Origin of the sequence: Thiemannella venezuelensis, assembly GCF_014203605.1 — a bacterium.
Classification (GTDB): domain Bacteria; phylum Actinomycetota; class Actinomycetes; order Streptosporangiales; family Streptosporangiaceae; genus Planomonospora_A; species Planomonospora_A venezuelensis.
In genome coordinates, this window is record NZ_JACHJJ010000020.1 from 54,987 (window position 1) to 80,008 (window position 25,022).

Annotated in this window: 23 protein-coding genes; 8 read left to right on the top strand and 15 right to left on the bottom strand. The window is 74.6% G+C overall.

All coding sequences use genetic code 11. The features are described from left to right. Positions 1-11: 11 nt before the first annotated feature. Positions 12-1,025 (top strand): N-acetylglucosamine kinase, encoded by a 1,014-nt coding sequence (locus FHS22_RS25855; RefSeq protein ID WP_221474119.1) that lies wholly within the window; start codon positions 12-14, stop codon positions 1,023-1,025. Positions 1,026-1,057: 32 nt separating this feature from the next. Here FHS22_RS25855 and FHS22_RS25860 read toward each other — a convergent pair whose 3' ends face one another. Further along, positions 1,058-2,614, bottom strand: coding sequence for a glycoside hydrolase family 10-like protein (locus FHS22_RS25860; protein ID WP_184945682.1), 1,557 nt, complete (start codon positions 2,612-2,614; stop codon positions 1,058-1,060). Between the two features lie 156 nt (positions 2,615-2,770). Here FHS22_RS25860 and FHS22_RS25865 point away from each other — a divergent pair, with 156 nt between their 5' ends. Together FHS22_RS25865 and FHS22_RS25870 are read left to right on the top strand one after the other, a co-directional pair. After that, entirely contained in the window at positions 2,771-4,351 is a 1,581-nt protein-coding gene (locus FHS22_RS25865) for a glycoside hydrolase family 3 protein (RefSeq protein ID WP_184945683.1), read from the top strand. A gap of 185 nt (positions 4,352-4,536) precedes the next feature. Beyond that, positions 4,537-5,436 carry a MurR/RpiR family transcriptional regulator gene (locus FHS22_RS25870; protein WP_184945684.1) on the top strand — a complete coding sequence of 300 codons (900 nt, stop codon included), beginning with the start codon at positions 4,537-4,539 and terminating at the stop codon, positions 5,434-5,436. Between the two features lie 119 nt (positions 5,437-5,555). Here FHS22_RS25870 and FHS22_RS25875 read toward each other — a convergent pair whose 3' ends face one another. From FHS22_RS25875 to FHS22_RS25890, 4 genes are all read right to left on the bottom strand, one after another. Beyond that, the gene (locus FHS22_RS25875) at positions 5,556-6,422 is read right to left on the bottom strand and encodes an AraC family transcriptional regulator (protein WP_184945685.1); all 867 of its coding nucleotides are present in this window, start codon (positions 6,420-6,422) and stop codon (positions 5,556-5,558) included. Positions 6,423-6,592: 170 nt separating this feature from the next. Next, positions 6,593-7,066, bottom strand: coding sequence for an NUDIX domain-containing protein (locus FHS22_RS25880; RefSeq protein WP_184945686.1), 474 nt, complete (start codon positions 7,064-7,066; stop codon positions 6,593-6,595). Positions 7,067-7,109: 43 nt separating this feature from the next. Beyond that, positions 7,110-7,340, bottom strand: coding sequence for a hypothetical protein (locus FHS22_RS25885; RefSeq protein WP_184945687.1), 231 nt, complete (start codon positions 7,338-7,340; stop codon positions 7,110-7,112). A 50-nt stretch (positions 7,341-7,390) separates the two neighbouring features. After that, positions 7,391-8,377, bottom strand: a complete 987-nt coding sequence (locus FHS22_RS25890) for an aldo/keto reductase (protein WP_184945689.1) — start codon at positions 8,375-8,377, stop codon at positions 7,391-7,393. Positions 8,378-8,781: 404 nt separating this feature from the next. On the opposite strand from FHS22_RS25890, the gene FHS22_RS25895 reads away from it, so the two are divergent. Next, positions 8,782-10,425, top strand: coding sequence for an OmpA family protein (locus tag FHS22_RS25895; protein WP_184945690.1), 1,644 nt, complete (start codon positions 8,782-8,784; stop codon positions 10,423-10,425). A gap of 75 nt (positions 10,426-10,500) precedes the next feature. Here the strand turns inward: FHS22_RS25895 and FHS22_RS25900 are convergent, their stop codons facing one another. The 10 genes from FHS22_RS25900 to FHS22_RS25945 form a co-directional block, all read right to left on the bottom strand. Beyond that, positions 10,501-11,655: a serine hydrolase domain-containing protein gene (locus FHS22_RS25900; RefSeq protein ID WP_338047946.1), complete on the bottom strand. Its 1,155-nt coding sequence runs from the start codon at positions 11,653-11,655 to the stop codon at positions 10,501-10,503. Further along, positions 11,648-12,565: an N-acetylmuramic acid 6-phosphate etherase gene (murQ, locus tag FHS22_RS25905; protein ID WP_184945692.1), complete on the bottom strand. Its 918-nt coding sequence runs from the start codon at positions 12,563-12,565 to the stop codon at positions 11,648-11,650. Before murQ ends, FHS22_RS25900 begins: the two co-directional genes overlap by 8 nt. A 164-nt stretch (positions 12,566-12,729) precedes the next feature. After that, on the bottom strand, positions 12,730-13,005 hold the full coding sequence (locus FHS22_RS25910) for a hypothetical protein (protein WP_260408280.1): 276 nt from the start codon (positions 13,003-13,005) through the stop codon (positions 12,730-12,732). Then, positions 13,002-14,012 carry an ABC transporter ATP-binding protein gene (locus FHS22_RS25915; protein ID WP_184945694.1) on the bottom strand — a complete coding sequence of 337 codons (1,011 nt, stop codon included), beginning with the start codon at positions 14,010-14,012 and terminating at the stop codon, positions 13,002-13,004. The genes FHS22_RS25910 and FHS22_RS25915 overlap by 4 nt, the downstream gene beginning before the upstream one ends. Beyond that, entirely contained in the window at positions 14,009-15,127 is a 1,119-nt protein-coding gene (locus tag FHS22_RS25920; RefSeq protein ID WP_338047947.1) for an ABC transporter ATP-binding protein, read from the bottom strand. The genes FHS22_RS25915 and FHS22_RS25920 overlap by 4 nt, the downstream gene beginning before the upstream one ends. Position 15,128: 1 nt before the next feature. Continuing rightward, complete coding sequence (locus FHS22_RS25925) at positions 15,129-16,028, bottom strand: ABC transporter permease (protein ID WP_184945696.1); 900 nt, start codon at positions 16,026-16,028, stop codon at positions 15,129-15,131. Positions 16,029-16,110: 82 nt separating this feature from the next. Next, positions 16,111-17,151: an ABC transporter permease gene (locus FHS22_RS25930; protein WP_184945697.1), complete on the bottom strand. Its 1,041-nt coding sequence runs from the start codon at positions 17,149-17,151 to the stop codon at positions 16,111-16,113. A 3-nt stretch (positions 17,152-17,154) separates the two neighbouring features. Continuing rightward, positions 17,155-18,966 (bottom strand): ABC transporter substrate-binding protein, encoded by a 1,812-nt coding sequence (locus FHS22_RS25935; RefSeq protein WP_184945699.1) that lies wholly within the window; start codon positions 18,964-18,966, stop codon positions 17,155-17,157. A 198-nt stretch (positions 18,967-19,164) separates the two neighbouring features. Further along, the gene (locus FHS22_RS25940) at positions 19,165-20,550 is read right to left on the bottom strand and encodes a sensor histidine kinase (protein ID WP_377297022.1); all 1,386 of its coding nucleotides are present in this window, start codon (positions 20,548-20,550) and stop codon (positions 19,165-19,167) included. After that, positions 20,547-21,200 carry a response regulator transcription factor gene (locus tag FHS22_RS25945; RefSeq protein WP_184945701.1) on the bottom strand — a complete coding sequence of 218 codons (654 nt, stop codon included), beginning with the start codon at positions 21,198-21,200 and terminating at the stop codon, positions 20,547-20,549. The genes FHS22_RS25940 and FHS22_RS25945 overlap by 4 nt, the downstream gene beginning before the upstream one ends. A 143-nt stretch (positions 21,201-21,343) precedes the next feature. Here FHS22_RS25945 and FHS22_RS25950 point away from each other — a divergent pair, with 143 nt between their 5' ends. The 4 genes from FHS22_RS25950 to FHS22_RS25965 are packed head-to-tail and all read left to right on the top strand — an operon-like array spanning position 21,344 to position 24,919. Further along, the gene (locus tag FHS22_RS25950; RefSeq protein ID WP_184945704.1) at positions 21,344-21,862 is read left to right on the top strand and encodes a hypothetical protein; all 519 of its coding nucleotides are present in this window, start codon (positions 21,344-21,346) and stop codon (positions 21,860-21,862) included. Further along, positions 21,859-22,929, top strand: a complete 1,071-nt coding sequence (locus tag FHS22_RS25955; protein ID WP_338047948.1) for an efflux RND transporter periplasmic adaptor subunit — start codon at positions 21,859-21,861, stop codon at positions 22,927-22,929. Before FHS22_RS25950 ends, FHS22_RS25955 begins: the two co-directional genes overlap by 4 nt. Continuing rightward, a complete protein-coding gene (locus FHS22_RS25960; RefSeq protein WP_184945706.1) occupies positions 22,926-23,720 on the top strand; it encodes an ABC transporter ATP-binding protein in 795 nt (264 codons plus the stop codon). Before FHS22_RS25955 ends, FHS22_RS25960 begins: the two co-directional genes overlap by 4 nt. Next, positions 23,717-24,919 (top strand): ABC transporter permease, encoded by a 1,203-nt coding sequence (locus FHS22_RS25965; protein WP_184945707.1) that lies wholly within the window; start codon positions 23,717-23,719, stop codon positions 24,917-24,919. The genes FHS22_RS25960 and FHS22_RS25965 overlap by 4 nt, the downstream gene beginning before the upstream one ends. Positions 24,920-25,022: the final 103 nt, after the last annotated feature.

A 25,022-nucleotide genomic window follows, 5' to 3' on the forward strand; every position in this document is an offset into this window, starting at 1 on the left:
CGGAAGTGAGCATGACGGCAGTGGTGGTCGGCGTCGACGGCGGCGGGACGGGCACGCGGTGCGTGGTGGCGACGGAGTCGGGGGAGGTCGCCGGGCGGGGACGCGCCGGGGGCTCCAACGTCCTGTCGGCCGCCGATCCCGGCGAGAGCCTGCGCGCGGCGCTCCGGGACGCCCTGGAGGGGGTCGCGGGGGCGAGGGTGGCGGGCGGCGTGTTCGCCCTGGCGGGCGCGGAGTCGGCGCGCGAGCGGGCCGAGTCGCTCGTCTCCGGGGTGTGGCGGGCCTGCGGGCTGGACGGGCGGGTGGAGATCGTGCCCGATCCGCTGGCCGCGTTCGCCGGCGCCACCGCGGAGCCTTCGGGAACCGTTCTGATCGCCGGGACCGGTGCGATGGCCGCCCGGATCAGCGGACGCCGCCTCACCGCCCGGGTCGACGGGCACGGGTGGCTCCTCGGGGACGAGGGGTCGGGGGTGTGGATCGGGCGGCGGGCCGTACAGGCGGTGCTGGCCCTCCTCGACGGCCGGGCCGCCCCGACGGCGCTCCTGGACGCGGTCGCCGCCCGGGTCGCGGCATGGGAGACCGGGGAGGCCGGGGTCCCGCCCGGGGAGGAGGCGGCGACCGCCGCGACCCTGACCCCCTGGCGGGTCGTCCGGGCGGTCCATGGGGGGATCTCGGCGGCGGGCCCCGCCTGGCTGGGACGGCTGGCCCCGGCGGTGGAGGCGGCGGCGGGGGACGGGGACGCGGCGGCCCTGGAGATCATCCGGGAGGCGGCCGGCCGACTCGTCTCCACGGCCCTCGCGCTCGGCCCCGGCCCGGAGCCCGGAGCTCCCGGCGGATCGGGGCCTCTGGTGTTCGCGGGCTCCCTGCTCACCGGGCCCACGGCGCTGGCGGCGATGGTCCGGACCGGCCTCGGCGACGCCGCCGGCACCGTCGTCGCCGCCCGTGACAGCGCCGCGGGGGCCGCCGCCCTCGCCCTCCACGCGGTGCTCCCGGACGCCCTGGCCGCCCATCGGAAGCTGATCGTCTGACCTCGCGGGCGGACCGGCCCGGCGGCTCCCCGTCAGGCGACCACGCGGCGGCCGCGGCCGGGCTCGCTCAGGCGGCCGGCCCGGTCGGCGGCCACCGCGTAGTAGTACGCGCCCCTGGCGCCCTCCGGGTCCGTCCAGCGCACGTGGCGGCCTCCGGGGACGACGGCGGCCAGGTGGCGGGCGTCGTCGAGATCCCCGGGGCGGGCCCTGCGGTCGAGGCGGAAGACCGCGAACTGGAACGGGAGGTCCCGGCCGGTGGCGGTGACGCGCACCTCCACTCCCCCGGCCACCGTACGGGCCGCGGTCAGGACCGGGCGGCGCGGCGCGGGGCCGTCCGCGAGGCGGGGCAGCAGCGGCGGGAGCGCGGGCCGGGTGTAGTGGTCGGACACGACCGTGGTGATCGAGCCCAGGCGGTCGGCCCGCACATCGCCGGAGTTGTACCAGATGTCGCCGCCGACCTCCGGGTGGTCCCGGTTGAGGGTCAGGTGCCGGGTGAGCTCGTCGGGCTGGAACCACGGGGCGGGCTGACCGGCCGCCCCCGCCTTGTAGGCCGCCTGGCCGATCCAGAGCTGCACGCCGGTGCCGGCCGCCACGCCGGACCACCAGGGGACCAGTTCGGCGTAGTCGGCGTTGGACTGGCCGATGTACCAGTAGAGCTGCGGGGCGATGTAGTCCAGCCAGCCCTTCTTGACCCAGCCCCGGGTGTCGGCGTGCAGGTTGTCGTAGGACTGGCCGCCGGAGGTGTCCGAGCCGAGCGGGTCGGTGGCCCGGTTGCGCCAGATGCCGGACGGGCTGATGCCCCAGGCGACCTCCGGCTTGGCCTGCCGTACCCGCTGCTGCATCTCCTGGACCAGCAGGTCGACGTTGTTGCGCCGCCAGGCCGCGAGGTCGGGGAAGCCCCGGCCGTGTTCCGCGTAGGCGGCGGCGTCGTCGAAGGCGGTGGTGTTGACCGGGTAGAAGTAGTCGTCGAAGTGCAGGCCGTCGATGTCGTAGCGGGTGACCGCGTCCATCATGGCGTCCTGCACGAACGCGCGGACCTCGGGCATGCCGGGGTTGTAGTAGAGCCGGCCGCCGTAGGCGACGATCCAGTCGGGGTGCCTGCGGCCCGGGTGGTCGGGGTGGAGGCCGGCCGGGTCGCCCTGCATGGACACGCGGTAGGGGTTGAACCACGCGTGGAAGGCCAGGCCCCGCCGGTGCGTCTCCTCCACCAGGAACGCCAGCGGGTCGTAGCCGGGGTCCTGTCCCTGCGTGCCGGTCAGGTACTGCGACCAGGGCTCGTACGGCGAGGGCCAGAAGGCGTCGGCGGTCGGCCGGATCTGCACGAAGACGGAGTTGAGCCTGCGGGCCCGGGCGACGTCGAGCCAGGCGAGGTACTCGGCCTGCTGCTCCTGCGCGGTGAGGCCGGGCGTGGACGGCCAGTTGATGTTGAGCACCGAGGCGATCCACATGCCGCGCATCTGGCGCAGCGGCGGGACCTCCCCTGCGGGGGCGGGCGCGGCCGCGGACGCGAGGGCGGGCAGCGGCACGGACGACGCGGCGGCGGCGAGGGCGAGGCCGCGCAGGACGGTACGCCGGGTGGGTGAGCTCATGCGGACTCCTGGGGGCACGAAGAAGAGAGCGCCGCTGATGACGGTGGCAGAAAATTACTTTCAGATCAATGATGATGAAAGAAAGCGTCATCGATGTGTAATCTGCTCGGGACGTCCGGTCCCCGATGCCGTCCGCGTCCCCCAGGAAGGCGGCCCATGCCCCGCAGCAGTCCCGATCTGGCCCGGTCGGCGATGGCCGTGCTCCAGCCCGGCTTCGACGGAACCGTCCCGCCCGCCTGGCTGCGCCGGGCCCTGGGCGACGGCCTCGGCGGAGTCGTGCTCTTCGCCCGCAACCTGACCGGCCCCGCCCGGACGGCCGGACTCGTCGCGGCGCTGCGCGCGGAGAACCCGGCCGTGGTGGTCGCGGTCGACGAGGAGGGCGGGGCCGTCACCCGGCTGGAGGCCGGGACCGGCAGTTCCTTTCCCGGCAACCGGGCGCTCGGCGTCGCCGACGACACCGGGCGGACCGAGCGGGTCGCCCGTGCGATCGGCCGCCTGCTGGCCGCCGCGGACGTCACCCTGGACTACGCTCCCGTGGCCGACGTCAACGCGGACCCGGCCAACCCGGTGATCGGCGTGCGCTCCTTCGGTCCCGACCCCGCCCTCGCCTCCCGGCACACCGCGGCCTGGGTGCGGGGGCTGCAGGGCGCCGGGGTCGCCGCCTGCGCCAAGCACTTCCCCGGTCACGGCGACACCGTCACCGACTCCCACCTCGCCCTGCCGACGGTGCACGCCGCCGCCGGCGTGCTCCGCGAGCGCGACCTGCCGCCGTTCCGCGCCGCGATCGAGGCCGGGGTCCGGGCCGTGATGTGCGGCCATCTGCTGGTCCCCGCGCTCGACCCGGACGCCCCCGCCACGCTCAGCCGCCGGATCCTGACCGGCCTGCTCCGCGAGGAGCTCGGCTTCGGCGGTCTGCTGGTCACCGACGCCATCGAGATGCGCGCGGTGGCCGCGCTCCACCCGCCCGGGGAGATCGCGGTCCGCGCGCTGGCCGCGGGCGCCGACGCGATCTGCTCCGGGGTCTCCTCCCCGGGAGGGGAGAGCGTCTACGCGCTGCGCGACGCGATCGTCGAGGCCGTGCACGCCGGGCGGCTCCCCGAGGAGCGCCTGGCCGAGGCGGCGGCCCGGGTCCTGGCCCTGGCCGCCTGGCACGCCGGCCGGGCGGGCGCGCGGAGCGCCGCGGGCCGGGACGGCGAGACCGGCGAGGCCGTCGGCCTGGAAGCCGCCCGCGCGGCCGTGCGGGTGACCGTGCCCCGTCCCGCGGGCCCGGACGGCGCGGCTCCGCGGGCGGGCGGCGCCGCGGGCAACGGCGCATCACCGCGGCCCCGGGACACCGGCGTCATCGGGGACGACACCCCGCCCCCGCTCCAGGCGCCGCCGTTCGTCGTCGATCTCGCCCCCCGCCCGAACCCGGCCGCCGATCCCGCCGCCCCCACCGGCCTGCTCGGCGCGCTGGGCGAGTCGCTGCCCGGCACGACCGGCCGCACCGTCACCGCCGGGGCCCCCGAGCTGCCCGCCCTGCCGGAGGACCGCCCGATCGTGCTGACCGTCCACGACGCCGGGCGCCACCCGTGGGTCCGGGAGCTGCTGGCGGAGGCCGTACGGCTCCGCCCCGACGCGATCGTGGTCGAGACCGGGACCCCCGGCGAGCCGGTCGGGGCCGTGTACGTGGCCACGCACGGCGTCTCACGGGCCTCCGCCCGCGTGGTCGCACGATGGCTGACCGGTGGCAAATAAGCTGATCTCAACACAGGACGGTGAAAATGAACGAGCACGACGGCCCCGCCGCCGGGCGCCTCCCCCACGAGGGGCCCGCGTGACCGGGCGCCGCCGGCCCACCGCCGGACGTCCCCGCCGCGGAGACCCCGCGTGACCGGGCACGACGGCCCCACCATCGAAGATCTTCACCTTGAGGGTTGCGCATGACCGAGAACGAGAGCCCCAGCCCGGCCAACCTCGTGGCGACGATCCGGGCCGTGCTGCCCTCGCTCACCCCCGCCGCCCGGGCCATCGCCCACCGCATCCTCGACGACCCGGGGCTGGTGGCGCGCAGCACCATCACCGAGTTCAGCGCGATCTCCGGCACCAGCGAGGCCACGATCGTCCGCACCGCCCGCGCGCTGGGCTTCGCCGGCTACTCCCAGCTGCGCTTCGCGCTGGCCGCGGCGGTGGCCAGCCAGGCGCCCGAACGGCTGGTCCCCGGTGACCTCGGGCCCGACGACCCGCTCACCGACGTGATCGCGAAGGTGACCCGGGCCGAGTCCGAGGCGCTGGCCGACACCGCCGCGCAACTCTCCCCCGACACGCTGGACGCGGTCGTGGGGGCCGTGTCCGCCGCCCGGCGGGTGGACGTCTACGGGGTCGGCGCCTCCGGCCTGGTCGCGGTGGACATGGCGCAGAAGCTGATGCGGATCGGCCTGTCCGGCCACGCCTTCACCGACGCGCATCTGGCGGTCACCAGTGCCGCGCTGGTCAGACCGGGCGACGTGGTGGTCGGGGTGAGCTGCACCGGCGAGACCCCCGACGTGCTCGGCCCCGTGCGCGTCGCGCGCAAGGCCGGCGCCACGACCGTGGCGATCACCAACAACCCCCGTTCCTCCCTGGCCGGTCTCGCCGACCACGTCATGGTCTCCGCGGGCCGGGAGACCGCCTTCCGCCCCGGCGCACTGGCCAGCCGGATCAGCCAGCTGCTCATCGTCGACTGCGTCTTCGTCGGCGTCGCCCAGCGCACCTTCGGCGCCGCCGATCCCGCCCTGCGCGCCACCCGCGACGCCCTGGAGGAGTTCCTGGCCGGCTTCCCGCGCCGGGGCCGCCCCTCCTGAAGCGCCGATCCTCCGGAACCGCCGCGCGGCGCCCGCGGCCGGGGACACCGCGCCGTCCGGTCGGGGCTCCGCCGGGCCTCCGGCGGCCGGGGTTCGTGTCCGACCCCCGGCCGCCGCCCTCACTCCCCGGTCCGCTCCACCGGGATCCACAGCTCGGCGTCCGCCGTCGTCCCGTCCGGCGAGATCACCGTGCGCGAGATCTCCGGGCCGGGCCTGCTCCGGTACGGGTTGGACGGGAACCACTGCGTGAACACGTCCCGCCACAGGTACTGCAGGGCCTGCGGGAACGCGCCCGAGCTCTCGAAGACCGCCCACGTGCCCGCCGGGACGGTGAGGGTCTCCATGTCCCCCGGCGCGTCGGCGCTCGTCACCGCGCCGCAGTAGTAGTCCAGCTCCGTGCCCTCCGCACGGTCGTCGCCGATGCGGTCGGCCACGTTGACGACCCCTCGCGGCTCCTGGTCCGACAGCGCCGCGATGCGCCCCATGGCCTCCTGTCCGATGCCCCGCATGAACTCGACGATCGCCGGGTTCATCCCCTCGTGGACGAGGGGGACCCGCGCCTTCCTGCCCACCAGGCGGAACTCTTCCTTCTCCACGATCCGGTACCGCATGTTGCCGCTCCCTTCGATGATGAGGCGGAAGGACATCCGTGGCTGGGACTGCAGCGCCGCGCCGGTCCGCCTGGCCTCGCCGGGGCCGACGCCGTGCACGGCGCGGAACGCACGTGCGAACGCCTCCCCCGAGCCGTAGCCGTAGCGGACCGCGATGTCGAGCAGCGGCTCGGTCCCGGCGAGCACCCGGGCGCCCGCCACGGTGAGCCGCCTGCGGCGGATGTACTCCGACAGCGGGATGCCGGCCAGCGCGGAGAACAGCCGCCGGAAGTGGTACTCCGACGTGACGGCGATCCGCGCGAGCTCGGCCGCCTCGATCCGCTGGTCGAGGTGCTGCTCGATGTACTCCATGGCCTGGTTCAGCCGTTCCAGCACTCCCGGCCTCCTTCCCTTGCGATCACCACGCTAGGCGGGGCCGCCCCGCCGCACCCGACATCCTGTGCCCGGTGCGGTCGGGTGCGGTCGGGCGCGGCGGAAGCGCTCGTCTGGAGTGACGCCCGGCGGAGCCGCTGCGGGGCCGCCGGCCCGAGACCGGGTCGGCGCGGTCAGCCCCGACGCCCGCGCCACCAGGCGAAGACGTCGGGCAGCACGACGGGCGCCCAGCGGGACAGCCGGAGCCCCTCCGTCTCCGCCTCGGTCATGAAACGCGCCTCGCTGATCTCGTCCCCGTCCGGGACGATCTCACCGCCGGCGACCGCGCAGCCGTACACCGTGATCACGTAGGAGGCCTGGTCCCCGTTCGGGTAGTGCACCCGGAACTCCGGCCCGCCGTAGACCCCGATGAGGCCGAGCGGTTCCACCTGGAGGCTCACCTCCTCGCGGATCTCGCGGACGAGTGCGCCGGCGGGGTCCTCGTCGGGCTCGACCAGGCCGCCCGGCGGGGCCCACACGCCGTTCTCGTGCCGCGCCATGAGGAGGCGGCCGTCGCCGTCGAACACGCAGCCGGACACGGACGGCAGGACGAGGAGGTCGTGGCCGATGCGGGCCCGCAGCGACGCGAGGAACTCGGGGATCGGCATGCTACCGGCCGGAGCCCGTGGGGAAGCAGGTCATGTAGACAGCCTAGGCGCACCCGACCAGCCGCCAGCGCCTGCCGGTCGGCAGCTCGGCCACGTCGTCGCCGGGTGCCGCTCCGGCCGGCAGGCACTGGACGTACGTCGCCGGAAGCTCGCCAAGTGGCCGCGACAGCACAGCGGGCTCGGCGATCGGCGCCTTCACCGCCGCCCCGCCGTCCGGCCAGGCGGAGACGAACGCCTCGCCGTCGGCCGGAAGGCAGGAGTCGACGAAGACCACGTGGGCCAGCCGGTCGCCGATCCGCTCCGAGGACGCCTTCGACGCGCGCCCTAGTGCGCCGCGTCCAGCCGGGCGCGCTGGTCCTCCGTCAGTTCCAGGTCCACCGCGGCCAGGTTCTCCTCCAGCTGAGCCACCGAGGACGCCCCGGCCAGCGGGATCACCGGCAGCGGGCCACCGAGCTGCCAGGCCAGCACCACCTGGTTGGCTGTCGCCCCGGTCTCCTTCGCGACCTCCCGCAGCACCGCCAGCCGGGCGGGCGTCCCCGGATGGTCGTAGTCCGGCGGGAGCGGCTTGTCCCGCCGGGTGTAGGCGCCGGTGAGCAGCGGCGAGTAGGCGACCAGGGTCAGGCCGGGCTCGGCCCGCAGGTAGCTGCGCAACTCGGCTCCGGCGTGGCCGAGGCTGCCGTCCTCGAAGAGCGGCTGGGACACGTCGGTGCGCGGCCTGAGGTAGCTGTGCTGGTACTGCAGGACCTCGTAGCCGGGCAGCCCCGCCGCCGCGGCGAGGGCACGGGCCCGCTCCACCCGCCAGGTCGCGTGGTTGCTCACCCCGAGCAGTCCGACCGTGCCTTCCGCCACCAGTTCGGCGAAGCCCTCGACGGTCTCGCGCACCGGGACCGTCCGGTCCTCGATGTGCGCGTAGAGCAGGTCGATCCTGTCCACTCCGAGCCGCTCGCGGCTGCGCTCGGCGGCCTCCCGGATGACCTTCGCCGAGAGTCCCTCGGGGTTGTCGACGTATCCGGTGCCGGGCGCGAGCGGCCGCGCACCCAGTTTGGTGGCGATGACGATCTCGCCGCCGACGCCGCGGCTGCGCCGCCACCGCCCGAGCAGCTCCTCGCTGTGCCCGCCCTGTCCGCCGTCGATCCAGAAGGCGTAGTTGTCGGAGGTGTCGATGAACGTCCCGCCGGCCTCGACGTAGCGGTCCAGGATGGCGAAAGAGGTCTTCTCGTCGGTCACCGAACCGAAGAGCATCGCCCCGAGGGCGAGCACGCTCACCTCGCGGCGGGTCTCCGGGCCGGTGCCGATGGTGCGGTACTTCATGGGGTTCCTTCCGTCCGGGGCCGGTCTCCCCGGACCCTGGATGGGAGTCTCGGCGGTGGAGCGCGCTCCAGGTCAAGCCCGTGGCGGCCGGACCCTGCGGGCTCCGGCACCGCCGGCTCCGGCATGTCTCCGAACGCTCCGGTGCGGTCCCCCTCGGGCTTCCGCCTCGTCAGCGCGACGCGCCTCCCGTCTACTGCGGCAGGCGGATCCGTGCTACCGCGGTAGGTGGAGCCCGGTTTCAACCCAGCGGATATAGGCCCGAAGATCTCTCCGGGCTAGTGTTCTCCCAGCGGCCTCTCGTTGAGACATCCGGATCCGGCCGCCCTCAGCGCCGCCCTCCGCGCAGGATCTCGAAGACCTGCTGCCTGGTGCCGGTTCCGTTGACGCATAGGAGAAGATCCTCCATGAGAGCAGTGGTCGCCGCCGTCTCCGCTCTGCTCGCGACCGCGCTGGCGGGCTGCGGCGTTCTGCCGGCCGAGCAGGCTGGGCAGGCTCCGCCCGAGCGGGCCGGGGAGTCCGCGTCCGCCGTCCCGTCCGGCACCCTCCCGTCCGGCACCGTCCCGTCCGTGAGCACACCCGCGCCCGCGGACCACACGGCCGAGGGGATGGTCGGCTTCCACGGCGCGGAACCCTTCAGGATCGACATCAGGTCGGTCGAACGCCACCCCCGGCTCACCGTGCTCCGCATGGAGATCATGACCACCGCCGGCCGCGGCACCAAGGGCGACTTCGGCTACGGTTCCGTGCCCAGCGACTTCGCCAGGTTCCGCCTGCTGGACCCGGTGGGCAGAAAGCTCTACAACACCCTGCGCGAGAAGGACCATGACGGTCCGGCCTTCGGCACCAGGCACGTCCTGGCGACCGCCGGATTCCCGGAGGACTTCGTCCCCGGCGTGCGCTACCCGGTCGAGGTGTACTTCCCCCCGCTGCCCGGCACCGTCACGGCCGTGTCGGTCGTGCCCGACATGCCGATCGGCCCCATGACCGGGATTCCCGTCACCGGCGGCGGTGCGGAGCCGGTCGCCAGGGAGCGGAGCTCGCCCGACACGCCCACGGCCGGCCAGGTGTTCCAGTGGCCGGTGGTACCGCCCTCGGGCGAGGTCTGGTCCTGGGTCGCCGACCTGACCGAGCTGGTGGAGACCCCGCAGAAGACCACCACGCAGGAGGGCCCCAGGGAGACCGTCGGCCTCCGCACCGACGTGCTGTTCGCCTTCGACGAGGCCGCGCTGAGCCCGAAGGCGGCGGCCGTGCTGGACGAGGCGGCCGCCGAGACCCGGCTGCGGGCCGATCCGGCCAAGCCGCCGATCACGATCACCGGTCACACCGACAGCAAGGGGGACGACCTCTACAACATGGAGCTGTCACTCAAGCGGGCGCAGGCCGTCAAGGACTACCTCGCCGCCAGACTCGGCGCCGGCTACCGGTACCGGCCCGAGGGCAAGGGCGAGACCGCGCCCATCGCCGGGAACGAGAAGCCGGGCGGCGGCGACAACCCCGCCGGGCGGGCCCGCAACCGGCGGGTGGAGGTCTCGTACACGATCAGGCAGCAGGGGCCGAACGTGACCGCGACCGCCCCGCCCGCCGGCGCCGTACGCGGCTCCGCCCTCGCCCCCGCACCCTTCCGCACGGATCCGGGCCCCGCGGCGGCGCACTTCGACTGGGCGCCCCGCGGCGGCGAGCGGGACCTGGGAGTGGACGTGCTCCCCCTCTACCGCGACGGCGCCTACCTGGTGGCCTCCTTCGACGTCACCAACCTGCGGCGGGAGGGCTTCACTGCGGCGCTCCCCCAGCCGTTCGGGACGTGGAGGCACGAGTTCACCCAGGCGGCGAACCTCAGCGCGTTCACCCTGCTGGACCCGGTGACCGAGGCCCGGTACCACCCGGTGAAGGTGCACACCTCCTTCCTGGAGAACGCGGTGCCCGCGCTGGACCCCGGCGAGGTCGGCCGTGCCTACGTCTACTTCCCGGCGCCTCCCGACGATCGCACGTCCATCACCCTGGAGGTCGCCGGCGGCTCGGCCTACCCCGGCATCCCGATCACCCGCTGACCGGTCCGGACAGGAGCGTCCGCCGTCCTGAGCCGGGGCGGGAACGGGAGCCTCGGGCCTGAGGCGCCGGAGCTGTCAGGTCAGGCGCAGGGCCTCGGCGGCGACGGCGTGGCGCAGGTCGCGGATGCCGGGGCGGCCCCGGAGCGGGTGGACGTTGTTGGTCAGCAGCACGACGCTCAGAGCGCGGGCGGGGTCGACGACGAGGGAGGTGCCGGTGAACCCCGAGTGGCCGTAGGCGGCGGGCAGCGGACCGACGATGGCGGGGTCGCCGATCCGCACGCCGAGCCCGTGGCGGAAGCCGTCGCCCTCGACGCCCTGGTCGCGGGTCATCTCCGCGACGGTGTCCGGGCGCAGGATCGGGCCTCCGCCGGTGCGGAGCGTCTCGGCGAAGGCGAGCAGGTCGGCGGCGGTGGAGAAGATCCCCGCGTGCCCGGCCACACCGCCCAGGCCGTACGCGGTCTCGTCGTGGACCTCGCCGCGCACGCATCCGGGGACGGGGCGCTCGGTCTTGTGCTCGGTGGCGACGGCGCGGGGCAGCAGCGGGGGCCCGGGCCGGTAGCCGGTGTCGGCCAGGCGCAGCGGGCCGGTCACACGGGCGCGGACCAGCTCGTCGAGGGGTGCTCCCCCGGCGAGCTCGGCCACCCGCCCCACGGTGATCATCCCGACGTCGGAGTAGAGGTAGCGCTCGCCGGGCGCGTGCAGCGGGGTGGTGGAGAGGATCCGCTCCAGGCGGGCGGCGTGGACTCCGGCGCCGTCCCCGGGGATCTCCCGGTCGGCCCGGCGCCCCGGAGGCAGTCCCGCGGTGTGGGTGAGCAGGTGGCGGAGTGTGATCTCCGGGTGGCCGCCGTAGCAGGCGGGCAGCAGCGCCGCGACGGGCTCGTCGAGGCCGAGCAGTCCCTCCTCCGCCAGGGACAGGACGGCGGCGGTGGTGAACAGCTTGGTGACCGAGGCGAGGTCGAAGAGCGAGTCGTGACGGGCGGGCGGCCGCTCGGGCAGGAGCTCCTCCGACGCCCCGGCGTACCGAACGGCCTCGCCCGCGACCGCTGCGGCGACCGCCTCCCCGCCCACCGCCACCGCGGCGACGGCCGCCGAGCACACGCCGGGCACGGCGGCGGCCAGGACGCGCTCCAGCGCGGCGCAGGCCCGCGGGTCACCGGGTGCTCCGGGCCCCCGCGCCCTGCCGGGTGCACCCGGGCCGGGCGGTCCGGGCGGCCCGTACGGCTCAGGCACCGCGCACTCCCCCGGACGCCAGCGCGGCCTCCAGGCTGTCGCCGTGGGCCGCCAGGAGGGCGCGGGCGCCGTCGCTGTCCAGGCCCTGGCCGATCATCAGCACCGCGACCTTCACGTTCCAGTCCGCCGCCTCCAGCGCGGGGCGGGCCGCGGAGAGCCCGGCGCCGGTGATGTCGCTGACCATCCGGGCTGCCCGGTCGGCGAGCTTCGCGTTGGCCGCGGACACCTCGATCATGTTGTTGCCGTAGGTGCGGCCCAGACCGATCATCGCGATCGTGGAGATCATGTTGAGGACCAGCTTCTGCGCGGTCCCGGCTTTGAGGCGGGTCGAGCCGGTCACCACCTCGGCGCCGACGACGACCTCGATCGGATGGCGCGCCGCCGCCGAGATGGGAGTGCCCGCGTTGCAGGACAGCGCCACGGTCAGCGCGTCCCTGCGCGCCGCCTCCCGCAGGGCGCCCAGCACGAACGGCGCCCTGCCGCTGGCGGAGACGCCCACCACCGAGTCCAGCGCGCCCACCCCTCGCTCCCCGATGGCGGCGGCTCCGGCCGGGGCGTCGTCCTCGGCCCCCTCGACCGATCGGGTCAGGGCGGGCACGCCGCCCGCGATGACGCCCTGCACCAGTTCCGGGTCGGTGCCGAAGGTCGGCGGGCACTCGGAGGCGTCCAGCACGGCCAGCCGGCCCGAGGTGCCCGCGCCGACGTAGACCAGGCGCCCGCCCCGCTTCATCCGGTCGACGATCGCCTCGACCGCGGCGGCGATCTGCGGGATCGCCTCGGCCACGGCCGCGGGCACCGTCGCGTCGGCGGCGTTCATCAACCGGGCCACCTGCTCGGTCGAGAGCCGGTCGATCTCCCGGTAGCGCGGGTCGCTCTGTTCGGTGGCCAGGCCGGCGAGCGGATCAGTCATGATGCCCCATGTCGCTAATTTTCATCACAGACTTCTCTCGTGCAAATTATCTTCCATGAATGGCCGCATGTCACTCATCCGCACCGGGCCGCGGGGCCGTGCGTCCCGCCTCCTCCGGACGCGGCGGGTCTCCGGCGCCACCACCGGCGTCGTCCGTCCGCCGGTCACCGCAGGTCGCGGCGGTAGAGCCAGAAGACCCGCTCGGCGCGCGCGCCGACCGCCCGGGAGGAGAAGCCGAGCGGGCCCACCCAGGAGATCTGCGCCCTCACCAGGCCGGCCGCCCGCGTCTCCGCCAGGCAGCGGCGCAGCAGCACCCGTCCGGCGCCGAGGCCGCGGGCGGCCGGAGCGGCGGGGGGCGCCTCGCGGACCCCCTTCCCGTTTCCCGCCCCGGGCCTGCGGAGATCGCCTGCGGGCTCCCGGTCCCCGCCCACCGGGTTCACGCCCGGCCCGCCGGCGCGGCCACGACGCTGCGGCGCTCGGGATGGAAGCAGGCGTGCTCCTGGGGGAAGCCCCCGGCCGCGCCGAGGACCGGGACCTCGGCGGTGCAGCGTCCGGTGGCGAACGGGCAGCGCCGGGCGAACAGGCAGCCCGCGTCGGGCCCGCCCTCGTCCAGCGGCTCGGTCGGCACCACCCGCTGCGCGCCCGGCTCCTCCAGCCCGTGCAGCACGGGGATGGCCGAGAGCAGCGACTGGGTGTAGGGGTGGACCGGGCCGGAGACGACCGCCTCCACCGGGCCGCGCTCGACGACCCGCCCCCGGTAGATGACGTACAGTTCGCCGTCGTCGCCGAGGTAGCGGGCGGTCGCCACGTCATGGGTGATGAACAGCACGCTCACGCCGAGCCGTTCGCGCAGGTCCCTCAGGAGCGCGAGGATGCCCAGCCGGAGCGAGACGTCGATCATCGAGACGGCCTCGTCGGCGACGAGCATCTCGGGGTCGACGGTGAGGGCGCGGGCGATGACGACGCGCTGGCGCATTCCGCCGGAGAGCTGGTGCGGGTAGCGCGGCAGCACGTACCCGGGGTCGAGGCCGACCAGGCCGAGCAGCTCCCCGGCCCGCTCGTCGATCCACGATCCCGGGCGGCCGGTCTGCCGGGCCCGCAGCGCCAGGGGCGCGGCCAGCGCCTGGTGGATCGTGCGCGTCGGGTTGAGCGCCGAGTAGGGGTCCTGGTGGATGAGCTGGATCCGGCGGAAGTACGGCCGGCGCGCCCGGGGGCGCAGCGACGACATGGGGACGCCGTCGATGGCGATCTCGCCGGAGTCGTGGCTCTCCAGCCCCGCGACGATCCGGCCCAGCGTGGTCTTGCCGCAGCCGGACTCGCCGATGAACGAGACCGCCCCGCCCTTGCCGACGGCGAAGTCGACGCCGCGCAGCGCCCGCACCTCCCGCCCGCCGAGCACGGCGCCCCGCTGCCTGAAGGTCTTGGTGATGCCCTGTCCCGTGATCACGCCTGCTCCTCCCGCGCCCCCGCGGCGACCTCTTCCCCGCCGCGGGCCTCCGCGCCGTCCTCCCCGTCCCGGTCCCCCGCGGCGGTCCCCGGGCCGCCGTCCTCCGGCCCGGCCCGGTTCTCCGCGGCGGCGTGGCACGACACGCTCCGCGCGCCGTACGCGACCGCGGGCGGCCGCCCGGTCTCGCAGGCGTCCATGCGCAGCGGGCAGCGCTCCCGGAAGACGCAGCCGTCCGCGGGGATCGTGCCGAGCGTCGGCGGCCGGCCGGGCAGCGCCCTGGCCTCGCCGATGTCGCCGGTCAGGCGGGGGACGGCCCGCAGGAGGCCGCGGGTGTAGGGGTGGCGGGGATCGGCCAGCACGTCCCGGGTGGGGCCCTGCTCGACCACGCGCCCGCCGTACATGACGGCCAGGCGGTCGGCGACCTCCGCCACCACGCCGAGGTCGTGGGTGATGACGAGGGTGGTGAGCCCGCGCTCGGCGTGGACCTCCCGGACGATCCGCAGGATCGTCGCCTGGGTGATCATGTCGAGCGCGGTGGTGGGCTCGTCCAGCACCACAAGGTGGGCGTTGAGGACCAGCGCGAACATGATGCCCACCCGCTGGCGCATCCCGCCCGAGAGCTCGTGCTGGCAGGAGTCGAGCACGCGCGCGCCGTCCAGGCCCATCCGGCCGAGCAGCTCCCTGGCCTCGCGGACCAGGGCGCGCAGGTCCCGCACACCGTGCGAGCGGCCCAGGTCGAGCAGCTGCTTGCCGACCGTCTTGAGGGGGTTGAGGGAGTTCTGCGCGGCCTGGAAAACGTAGCCGACGTGCCTCCCGCGCGCCCTGCGCAGCTCCTCGCCGCGCAGCGCCACGACGTCGCCGAGGCCGTCGATCTCCACGCTGCCCGCGCTGATCCTGCCGGGCGGCTGGACCGCGTTGAGCAGCGAGAGCGCCAGGGTGGACTTTCCGGAGCCGGACTCGCCGACCACGCCCGTGATCGTCCCGGGTGGCAGCTCCAGGTCGACCCCGGAGACGGCGGGCAGCTCGCCGGCCGGGGTCCGGTAGACGACCGACAGGCCGCTGATCCGCACGCCCGGCGCTCGCCCGTCCGGGGTGGCCGGTGGGGTCTCGGGCACGTCACTCCTCACGCAGGCGGGGGTTGAAGATCTCGTCCATGGCGTCGACCACGAGCACGATGCCCAGGGTGAGCAGCAGGACCGCCAGCAGCGGGGCCATCATGTACGGCAGCGCCGCCGTGGAGGTCAGCGCGCCGCCGCCGAACACCGAGAGGTTGAGCATGACCCCCCAGTTGCTGGCCTCGAACGGCAGCACGCCCAGGAAGAACAGGCCCACCTGCGCGTAGACCGCGCCGGTGACGGCGATGAGCATGTTCATCGCGATGAACGGGGCCATGCTGGGCAGCAGTTCCCGGCCGACGATGTGCCCGGTGGACAGGCCCAGGCCCCGGGCCGCCTCGATGAACCCGCGCTCGCGCAGGGAGAGCGTCTGGGCCCGTACGGCCCGCGCCACCCCGCCCCAGCCGAGCAGCCCGAGCACCAGGCCCATCTCCAGGGCGCTCTCGAACTTCCAGACCGTGGACAGCACCAGCAGCAGCGGCAGGCCGGGGATGGTCAGCTTCATGTCGGTGATCCGCATGAGCACGGTGTCCCAGCGCCCGCGCCGGAACCCGGCGAACAGGCCGATCGCGGTGCCGAGCACGACCGTGATCACTGCGGTGACCAGGGCGGTCAGCAGCACGTACCGGGAGCCGGTGACGACCAGCGCGAGCACGTCCGTGCCCTCGAAGTCGGTGCCGAAGGGGTGCTCCCAGCTCGGCGGGGCGTAGAGGGCGTCGTCGTCGCGCGGGAGCCGCTCGGGGTAGAGCAGCGGCCCGACCGTTCCCATGAACGCGAAGCCGGCCAGGATGAGCACCCCCAGCAGGCGGCTGGGCTTGCGCCGCAGCACCCGCCAGACGCCGCGCCGGAAGTTGCGCCGCAGGGCGGTCCGGGTGCCGCCCGCGCCGGTCGGGGCGGTCACGCGTCCTCCCCCGCCGCCCGGGCGGCCGGGCCGCCGCGCCGTCCGGCCGCCCGGTCCTCCGGGCGGTTCGCCGCACGGTCCGTCATGCGGACTCCTCTCCGGAGCGGACCCTCGGATCGATCACGCTGTAGAGCAGGTCCGCCACGATGTTGGCGACGACGGTCGCCACGGTGATCAGCAGGAAGGCCCCGCCCATCAGCGGGTAGTCGCGGTTGGCGATGCTGTCGAACAGCAGCAGCCCCAGCCCGGGGTAGGTGAAGATCCGCTCGATGAAGATCGCGCCGCCGAAGAGCAGGCCCAGCGAGAGCGCGAGGATCGTGAACAGCGGCAGGATGGCGTTGCGGGCCACGTAGCGGAAGACGGTCCCGCGGCTGAGGCCGCGCAGCTCGGCGGCGAGGATGAAGTCGTCGCCGAGCACGGTGACCACGCTGGACTTCATCGCCAGGATCCAGCCGCCGTAGGAGGCCAGCGCGTAGGTCAGCACCGGCAGCACGGCGTGCTGGGCCAGCGAGCCGAGGTACTCGGCGGTGAGGCCCGGCTCGATCATGATGTCCGCGGTGCCGCTCGACGGCAGGACCGGCCAGAGCGTGGTGAAGACCGCGCCGAGCAGCAGCGCCAGCACGTACTGCGGCACCCCGTGCAGGAGCGAGCCGGAGATCGAGAGCAGGTCGCCCAGCCGGCCCGAGCGCCGGATCGCGGCGTAGACGCCCATCGTGACGCCGAGCAGGAAGCTCAGCAGGGTCCCGGCCAGGACCGGGACGACGGTCCACGTCGCCGCGGAGGCGAGCATGTCGGTGACCTCGGCCCCCGGGGTGCTCAGCGACTGGCCCAGGTCCAGGGTGAGCAGCCCCGCCATGTAGTCGGTGTACTGCTCCCAGACGGTGCCCTGGGGCATGAAGCCGTACAGCACGGCCGTGGCGCGCTCGGCCTGGTCGGGCGACATGCCCTGCTCGACGAGCTTCTCGTAGCGGGCGGCGATGGGGTCGCCCGGGATGTTCCTGATGATCACGAAGCTGAGCGACGTGACCACCAGGACCATCACGAGCCCGCGGGCCAGATGGCCCGCGAGCCTCCGGGCGAGGGCGGTCTTTCCGGGACGGGCCCGGGCCCCGATGAGCGCCATCGCCTACTTCTTCTTGATCATGCCGAGCTGGAGCCAGACGCCGGAGGTCAGGCGCAGCGCGTCGCTCTCGGCCCCGGGGAAGCCGGTGAAGCGCGAGGTGTTGACGAACTGCGTGTTGACGTAGTCCCACATCTGGATCACCGGGAGGTCCTGGTTGGCGGCCTTGGCGAGCGTGGCGATGATCTCCTTCTGCTCCGCCTCCGGGGCGGAGTTGAGCTTGACGGCCAGCTCACCGGGGTTGACCTTCGCGCCGTCGACCTCCACGGTCTCCGCGCCGCCCATCCAGTTGCCCTCCTTGCCGGGGGCGACGTGCTTGAGCTTGCCGCCGAACAGCTGCCAGCCGTTCGGCGCGCCGTACAGGCGCTGGTAGATGTTGTACGGCGCCGGCCCGAGCGCCACCAGCCAGAACCCGGCGTCGTACTTTCCTGCGGCCAGTTCCTCCAGGTAGAGGGGGTAGTCGGCGGTGGTGACGACCTCGGCGTCGATCCCGGCGTCGTTGAGCTGGCTGGTGACGGACTTGGCTCCGGCCACCCAGTCGGAGAACGGCGCGGGCACGTGGACGGTCATCTTCCAGGGCGTGCCGTCGGGCATCGTCCAGGTGCCGCCGTCCTTCTTCATCCCGGCGGCCTTCAGCTCCTCCTCGGCCCTGGCGGGATCGGGCCGGTACGGCTCCAGCGCGCCGAACGCCGCGCCCAGCCACGCCTCGGCGGCCTTCTGGTGCAGGCCGGAGGTGGTCACCGAGGCGGTGCCGCCCTCCGGCGAGGCGACCTTGGTGACCTGCTCGCGGTCGATGAGGTAGGCCAGCGCCCGGCGGACGTGCACGTTGTCGTAGGGCTTCCTGGACTGGTTGAACGCCAGGGCGTTGCCGACCGGCGAGTAGCCCTTGACGACCTCGTTGCCCGGCGTCCGGGTGATGCGCTTCATCACGTCGGCGGGGACGGCGGTGAACGGCGCGTTGTCGAGCCTGCCGGCGATCAGGTAGTTCCAGATCTGCTCGTTGCCGGTGTAGTTGAGCAGTTTCACCTGGTCGGGGGCGACGTTGGCGGCGTTGTAGAAGTGCTTGTTCTTGACCAGCAGCGCCTCGCCCGGGTTGACCCGCTCCAGGACGAAGGGACCGGCGGAGACGTCCTTGGGCGGGGCGAAGGCGATGACCTTCTCGGCCAGCCCGGTGATCTCGGCCCGGGCGGCCTCGGCGTCGGCGCCGTCGCCGCGCGCGGTCTTCAGCCTGTCCCAGAAGTCGGCGGGCAGCAGGCTCCCCCAGACGTGCGCCGGGACGATGATCGTCTCCATGACGCCCCGGACGAAGGTGACGCTCGGGTTCTCCGCCGACTGAGTGATCTTGATGGTCTTCTCGTCGACCACCTCGACGTCGGAGGCGGTGCCGGCCGCGGCGGGGTCGAGGGCGTAGGCCGTGCCGCCCTGGGTGTAGGCCAGGGCGATGGAGACCTTGACGTCCTCGGCGGTGACGGGCCTGCCGTCGGACCACTTGTTGCCCGGCTGGAGCCTGAGGGTGATCGAGGACTGGTCGGGGGCGATCTCCCAGCTCGCCGCGATGCCCGGATAGAACTGGTTGGGGTCGGTCAGGTGGTTCTTCGTCCAGCCGAGCCACATCGAGTTGTATCCCCGGAACGCGTTGCCCTTCGGGTTGTAGGGGTTGATCGGCGCGTTGGCGTCGATGCCCGGCCGGAGGCCGTCGATCGTGGTGTAGACGCCGCCACCGCCACCCGCGGGCCTCGCTCCCGCGCCGCCGCCGCTGCTGCATGCCGTGACGGCGGCGAGGCTGAGCAACGCCGCTACCGCTGCTAGACGCTTCATGAACCGCTCCGTGGGGGGTCTTCGCTGAGCCGGAAAGGGCACTTCCCCGGACCATACGAACCCGCGCGGAGTGGTGTCAATAATTTCCACGATACGTGAAGCTTCTGTAATTTTCCTTCATTTCCTCCCGGAGCGGCGCCCTCCCGGCTCCCGGAGGCGACGTGGCCGCAGGCTCCGCCCGGGTGCGTACCGCGGGCCTCACGGCAGGCGCACGGTGACCGCCAGTCCCCCCTCGGGGCGGGCCCGGGCGGTGACGCCGCCGCCGTGCGCGTCTGCGATCGCGCGCACGATGGACAGGCCGAGCCCCGCGCCGCGGGCCGAGCGGACGCGGTCGCCGTTGAGCCGGTGGAACGGCTCGAACAGGTCGTCCACCTCGTACGGCGGGACCGGGGGCCCGGTGTTCTCCACCGTGACGGCCGCGCCGCCGCCCTCCTCCCCGAGGCGGACCCAGACGTCACCGCCGCGGACGTTGTACTTGACCGCGTTCTCCAGGAGGTTGAACACGCAGCGTTCCAGGAAGAGGGGGTCGCCCTGGACGACCGCGGAGCGCAGGTCCCGGTGGACGGTGACGCGCCGTCCGCGGGGCTGCAGGTCGAGCTGCTCCAGCGCGGTGCGGACGACCTGCTCCAGGTCCACGGCCCTGCGGGTGGCGAGCTCCTGCTCGGACTGGGCCAGCAGCAGCAGGCCCTCGATCAGCCGCTCGTAGCGGGCGTTGGTGCCCAGCAGCGCCCGGGCCAGCGCCTTGAGGTCCGCCGAGGCGGCCGGTTCCTCCAGCGACACCTCCAGGACCGTGCGGTTGACCGCCAGCGGGGTGCGCAGCTCGTGGGAGGCGTTGGCGATGAACCGCCGCTGGGTGTCGAACACCCGGTGCAGCCGGTCGAGCATCGCGTCGAAGGTGTCGGCCAGCCGCTTGATCTCGTCGTGCGGGCCCTGCAGGGCGATCCGCTCGTGCAGGGTGCTCTCCGAGAGCCGCTGCGCGGTCTCGGTCACCCGGTCGAGCGGGCGCAGCGCGCGGTCGGCCACCAGGTAGCCGAGCAGCAGCGCGACGATCCCGACCAGGACCAGGACGACGAGCGAGGAGCGCAGCATCTCGCTGAGCACGTCGGCCGCCCGCCGCTGGATCTCCCGCTCCGCCTCCCCGTTGAGGGCGTCGCGCAGGATGGTCGCGCCGGGCGGCTCCGCGGACGGCACGGGCTGGACGGGCGGTGCGACCCCCCCGGACGGCGTGGGCTGCGCGGACGGGGGCGCCTTCGGGCCGGCGAGCATCCTTCCCTCGATCTTGACGAGGAACTGCTGGTTCAGCGCCCGGGCCGTCAGCAGGTAGGTCAAGCCGAGCAGCACCGATCCGGCCAGGAAGAACAGCCCGCCGTACAGCAGGGTGAGCCGTGCGCGCAGGCCCCGCCCGCGCCAGGGCGGGACCGCGGAGGCACCGGCCCGCCCCCCGGAGGCGGCGGGTCCCGGGGAGGCGGTGGGCCCCGGGGAGGCGGTGGGCCCCGGGGAGGCGGCCCCCCGGCGGGACGGGCCGGACGGGGTCCCGAACGGTGTCTTGGACGGTGTCTCGGGCGGTGTCTTGGAGGATGTCACAGCCGGTATCCCCTGCCGGGCACGTTCTCCACCGCCTGGGGCTCGCCCAGCTTCCTGCGCAGCGAGGTGACGGTGACGCGCAGCACCGCGGTGCCCTCCCCCGCGTACTCGTCCCAGACGCTCCGGCGCAGCTCCGCCGAGGTGACGAGGTCGCCGCCGGCGTGCAGCAGCTCCCGCAGGACGTCGAACTCCTTGCGGTTCAGCGCGATCTCCCGCCCGTCCCTGAAGACCGTACGGCGGGCGGGGTCGAGCCGGATGCCGGCCCGCTCCAGCACGGGCGGCGCCGTACGGGGGCGGCGGCGCGCGAGCGTGCGGATCCGGGCCACCAGCTCGGCGAAGGCGAACGGCTTGGCCAGGTAGTCGTCGGCGCCCAGGCCCAGTCCGCCGACCCGGTCGCGGACCTGCCCGGCCGCGGTCAGCATGAGGATCCGGCTCGCCGCGCCCCCCGCCGCCAGCTCGCGGCAGACCTCGTCGCCGTGCACCTCCGGCAGGTCGCGGTCCAGCACGACCACGTCGTAGTCGACGTAGGAGGCCATCTCCAGCGCCTCCCGGCCGTCGTAGGCCACGTCGACGGCGATGGCGTGCAACCGCAGCCCCCGCGCGACCGCCTCGGCCATCTGTTCCTCGTCCTCGACGACAAGCACCCTCATCCCGATCCCTTCCGTCCGCTCCGAGGGTCCTCCAGCGGGCGTTAGCCGGAGATAAGGGATCTCGGCTTATCCGGGTTTAGCACCGTGCCCGCTGGAGTTGGGCCACGCCCCGGGCGACCGCCCCGCGGCGTGGAGGAGGATCCATGAACGTCCGACTGCTGCCGGCCGCGGCCTTGCTGGCGCTGGCCCTGACCGCGTGCAGCGGCTCCGAGCCCGGCGGGGACGGCGTCGCCAGCGCTGCGGGAGGCACGGCGAAGCCCACCGCCTCGGCGTCGTCCTCGGCCCCGGCGGACCCGCAGGAGGCCCAGCTGAAGTTCGCCCAGTGCATGCGCGAGCACGGCGTCGACATGGAGGACCCGGACGGGAGCGGCCGGGTCCGCATCAAGGCCGGCCCCGGGGACCAGGCCGAGACGGAGAAGGCCATGAAGGAGTGCCAGCCGCTGATGGAGAACGCGGTCAAGGACCGGGGCCCGCAGAGCCCGCAGGACCGCGACCGGATGCTCAAGTACGCCCAGTGCATGCGCGAGCACGGCGTCGACATGCCCGACCCCGGCCCCGACGGCAGGATGCAGCTGCGGCTCACCCCCGGCAACGAGCAGAAGCTCGAGGAAGCCGAGGAGGCCTGCAGGGAGTTCGCGCCGGGTGCCGGGGGGCAGCAGTGAGGAAGAGCCTGGTCGCTGGGGGCGCCGCCGTGCTCGCGGCGGCCGCCGCCTGGACGGCGGTGGCCGTGGCGGGCGACGGCTCCACCCAGGCCGCGACGCCGGGCGGCCCCGCCGTCCCGGCCGCCACCGCCGAGGTCACCCGCCAGGACCTGGTGGACACCAGGACCGTCGACGGCACGCTCACCTACGCGGGCGAGCGGCACCTGGCCGCCGCCGGCGGCGGGACCGTGACCTGGACGGCCGCCGAGGGCGCGGTGGTCCGCCGGGGCCGCCCGCTGCTCAGGATCGACAACGAGCCCCTGGTCGTGATGTACGGCAGGCTGCCGCTCTACCGGGAGCTGCGGCGGGGGGTCTCCGACGGCCCCGACGTCGAGCAGCTGGAGCGCAACCTCAGGGCGCTCGGCCACGGCGACGACCTGACCGTGGACGAGCACTTCAGCTACGCGACCTACCTGGCCGTGCTGGAGTGGCAGGACGACGAGGGCCTGCCGGAGACCGGGGCGGTGGACGCCTCGCAGGCGGTGTTCCTGCCCTCCGCGGTCCGGGTGACCGACGCCGAGGCCGAGGTCGGGCGGCGGGTCGCCCCCGGCCAGGAGGTCCTCACCGTCACCGGCACCCGGCGGCTGGTGCACGTGGACCTCGACGCCGCCGACCAGGCGCTGGCCAGGAAGGGCGCGAAGGTCTCGGTCGAGCTGCCCGGCGGCGAGCGGGTGGCAGGGAAGATCACCTCCGTGGGCCGGGTGGCCGAGACCTCCGGGGGCGGCGCCCCGGGAGAGGAGAGCGAGACCACCGTGGACGTCGACATCACCCTGGACAAGGTTCCCAGGACCAGGATGGACCAGGCACCGGTCGAGGTGGAGCTGGAGAGCGAGCGGCGCGAGGACGTGCTCGCCGTACCGGTGGAGGCGCTCGTCGCGCTGCGGGAGGGCGGCTTCGGCGTCGAGGTCGTCGAGGGGACCGGCACGCGGATCGTGGCCGTGGAGACCGGGGCCTTCGGCAGCGGCCTGGTCGAGGTCACCGGCGAGGGCCTGGCCGAGGGGACGAAGGTCGGGGTGCCGGCCTCATGAGCGAGCCGTACAGCCGGCCCCACGTGGTGGAGCTGCGGGGGGTGAGCAAGTCCTACGGCGGGGTGCGCGCGCTGCGCGGGGTGGACCTGACGGTCGCCGACGGCGAGCTGCTGGCCATCGTCGGCCCGTCGGGTTCCGGCAAGTCCACCATGCTCCACCTGATCGGGACGCTGGACCTGCCCACCAGCGGGGACGTGCACATCGCCGGCCACGACGTCGCCACGCTCTCCGACCGCGAGCTGTCGGCGCTGCGCGCCCGCTACCTGGGCTTCGTGTTCCAGCAGTTCCACCTGGCCGCCGGGGTGAGCGCGCTGGACAACGTGGCCGACGGCCTGCTCTACACCGGTACCCCGCTGCGGGTCCGGCGGGAGCGCGCCGCCGCCGCCCTGGAGCGGGTGGGCCTGGGCCACCGGCTGGGGCACCGGCCGCACCAGCTCTCGGGCGGCGAGCAGCAGCGGGTGGCGGTGGCCCGCGCGGTGGCGGGCGGGCCGTCGCTGCTGCTGGCCGATGAGCCGACCGGCAACCTGGACTCCGCCGCGGGGGCCGAGGTGCTGCGGGTCCTGGGCGACCTGCACGCGGCCGGGACCACGATCGCCGTCATCACGCACGACATGGAGATCGCCGAGTGGTGCCCGCGGCGGGTCCGGGTCCGCGACGGCCTGATCGTCGAGGACAGCGGGTCCGGCCGCGCGGCGCCGGGCGGGACCGGGAACGGCGGGCCCGGCCGTACGGCTCCCGCCGGGCGCGGCGGCGCGGTCGCCGCGGAGCTCGCGAAGGGGGCCGGGGAGTGACCCGCGACCGGCGGCCGGCGCCCGCCCGGCTCAGCCCCTCCGACGTGCTGCGGGTCGGCGCGGCCGGGCTCCGGTCCCGCCCGGCCCGGGTGGTCCTGTCCGCGCTCGGCATCGCCATCGGCATCGCCACCATGATCGCGGTGATCGGGATCTCCTCGTCCTCTCGGGAGGAGCTGCTGCGCCAGCTCGACCGGCTCGGCACCAACCTGCTCACCGTCTCACCCGGGCAGACCGTGTTCGGGCAGGACGCCGAGCTGCCCACCGGCGCGCTCGCCATGGTCGAGCGCATCGGGCCGGTGTACACGGCCGCGGCCACCGGCTCCGTCGAGAAGGCGACCGTACGGCGCACCGACCGCATCCCCGAGGCGGTGACCGGCGGCATCGCCGTGCAGGCCGCGACCACCGAGCTGCTCACCACACTGGAGGGCGCCGTCGTGCGGGGGACCTGGCTGAACGCCGCCACCGAGCGGCAGCCCGCCGTGGTCCTCGGCGCCAAGGCCGCCGAGCGGCTCGGCATCACCAGGGCCGGCCTGCAGGTGTGGATGGGCGGGCGGTGGTTCACCGTCATCGGCATCCTCGGGCCGATGCCGCTCGCCCCGGAGATCGAGCGGTCGGCGCTGGTCGGGTTCCCCGCCGCCGAGGAGCACCTCGGCTTCGACGGGCATCCCACGACGATCTACGAGAGGTCGTCGGAGGAGGCGGTGGAGGCCGTACGGGCGGTCCTGCCCCGCACGGTCAGCCCGGAGAACCCGGAGGAGGTCGAGGTCAGCAGGCCCTCCGACGCGCTGGCCGCCCGGGCCGCCGCCGCGGGCGCGTTCACGAACCTGCTGCTCGGGCTGGGCGCGGTGGCGCTGCTGGTCGGCGGGGTCGGCGTGGCCAACACGATGGTGATCTCGGTGCTGGAGCGGCGCAGGGAGATCGGGCTGCGCCGCTCGCTGGGCGCCACCCGGGGGCAGGTGCGCGTGCAGTTCCTGGCGGAGTCGCTGCTGCTGTCGGCGCTGGGCGGCGTCACGGGGGCGGTGCTGGGCGCCCTGGCCACCGTCGGGTACGCGCTGTCGCGGGACTGGCCGCCCGTCGTGCCGCCCTGGGCGATCGGGGGCGCGGTCGGCGCCACGCTCGTCATCGGCACGCTCGCCGGCATCTACCCCGCCATGCGCGCCGCCCGGCTGTCGCCGACGGTCGCCCTGGCCACCGCCTGACACCGGGCGCCGCCCCGCCCTCCCCGCCGGCCGCCCGGGGCGGCGGGCTCCGGACCGGGCGTCGTGCGTCTCCGTTCCGGGATGCACGACGCCCGCGAGCACG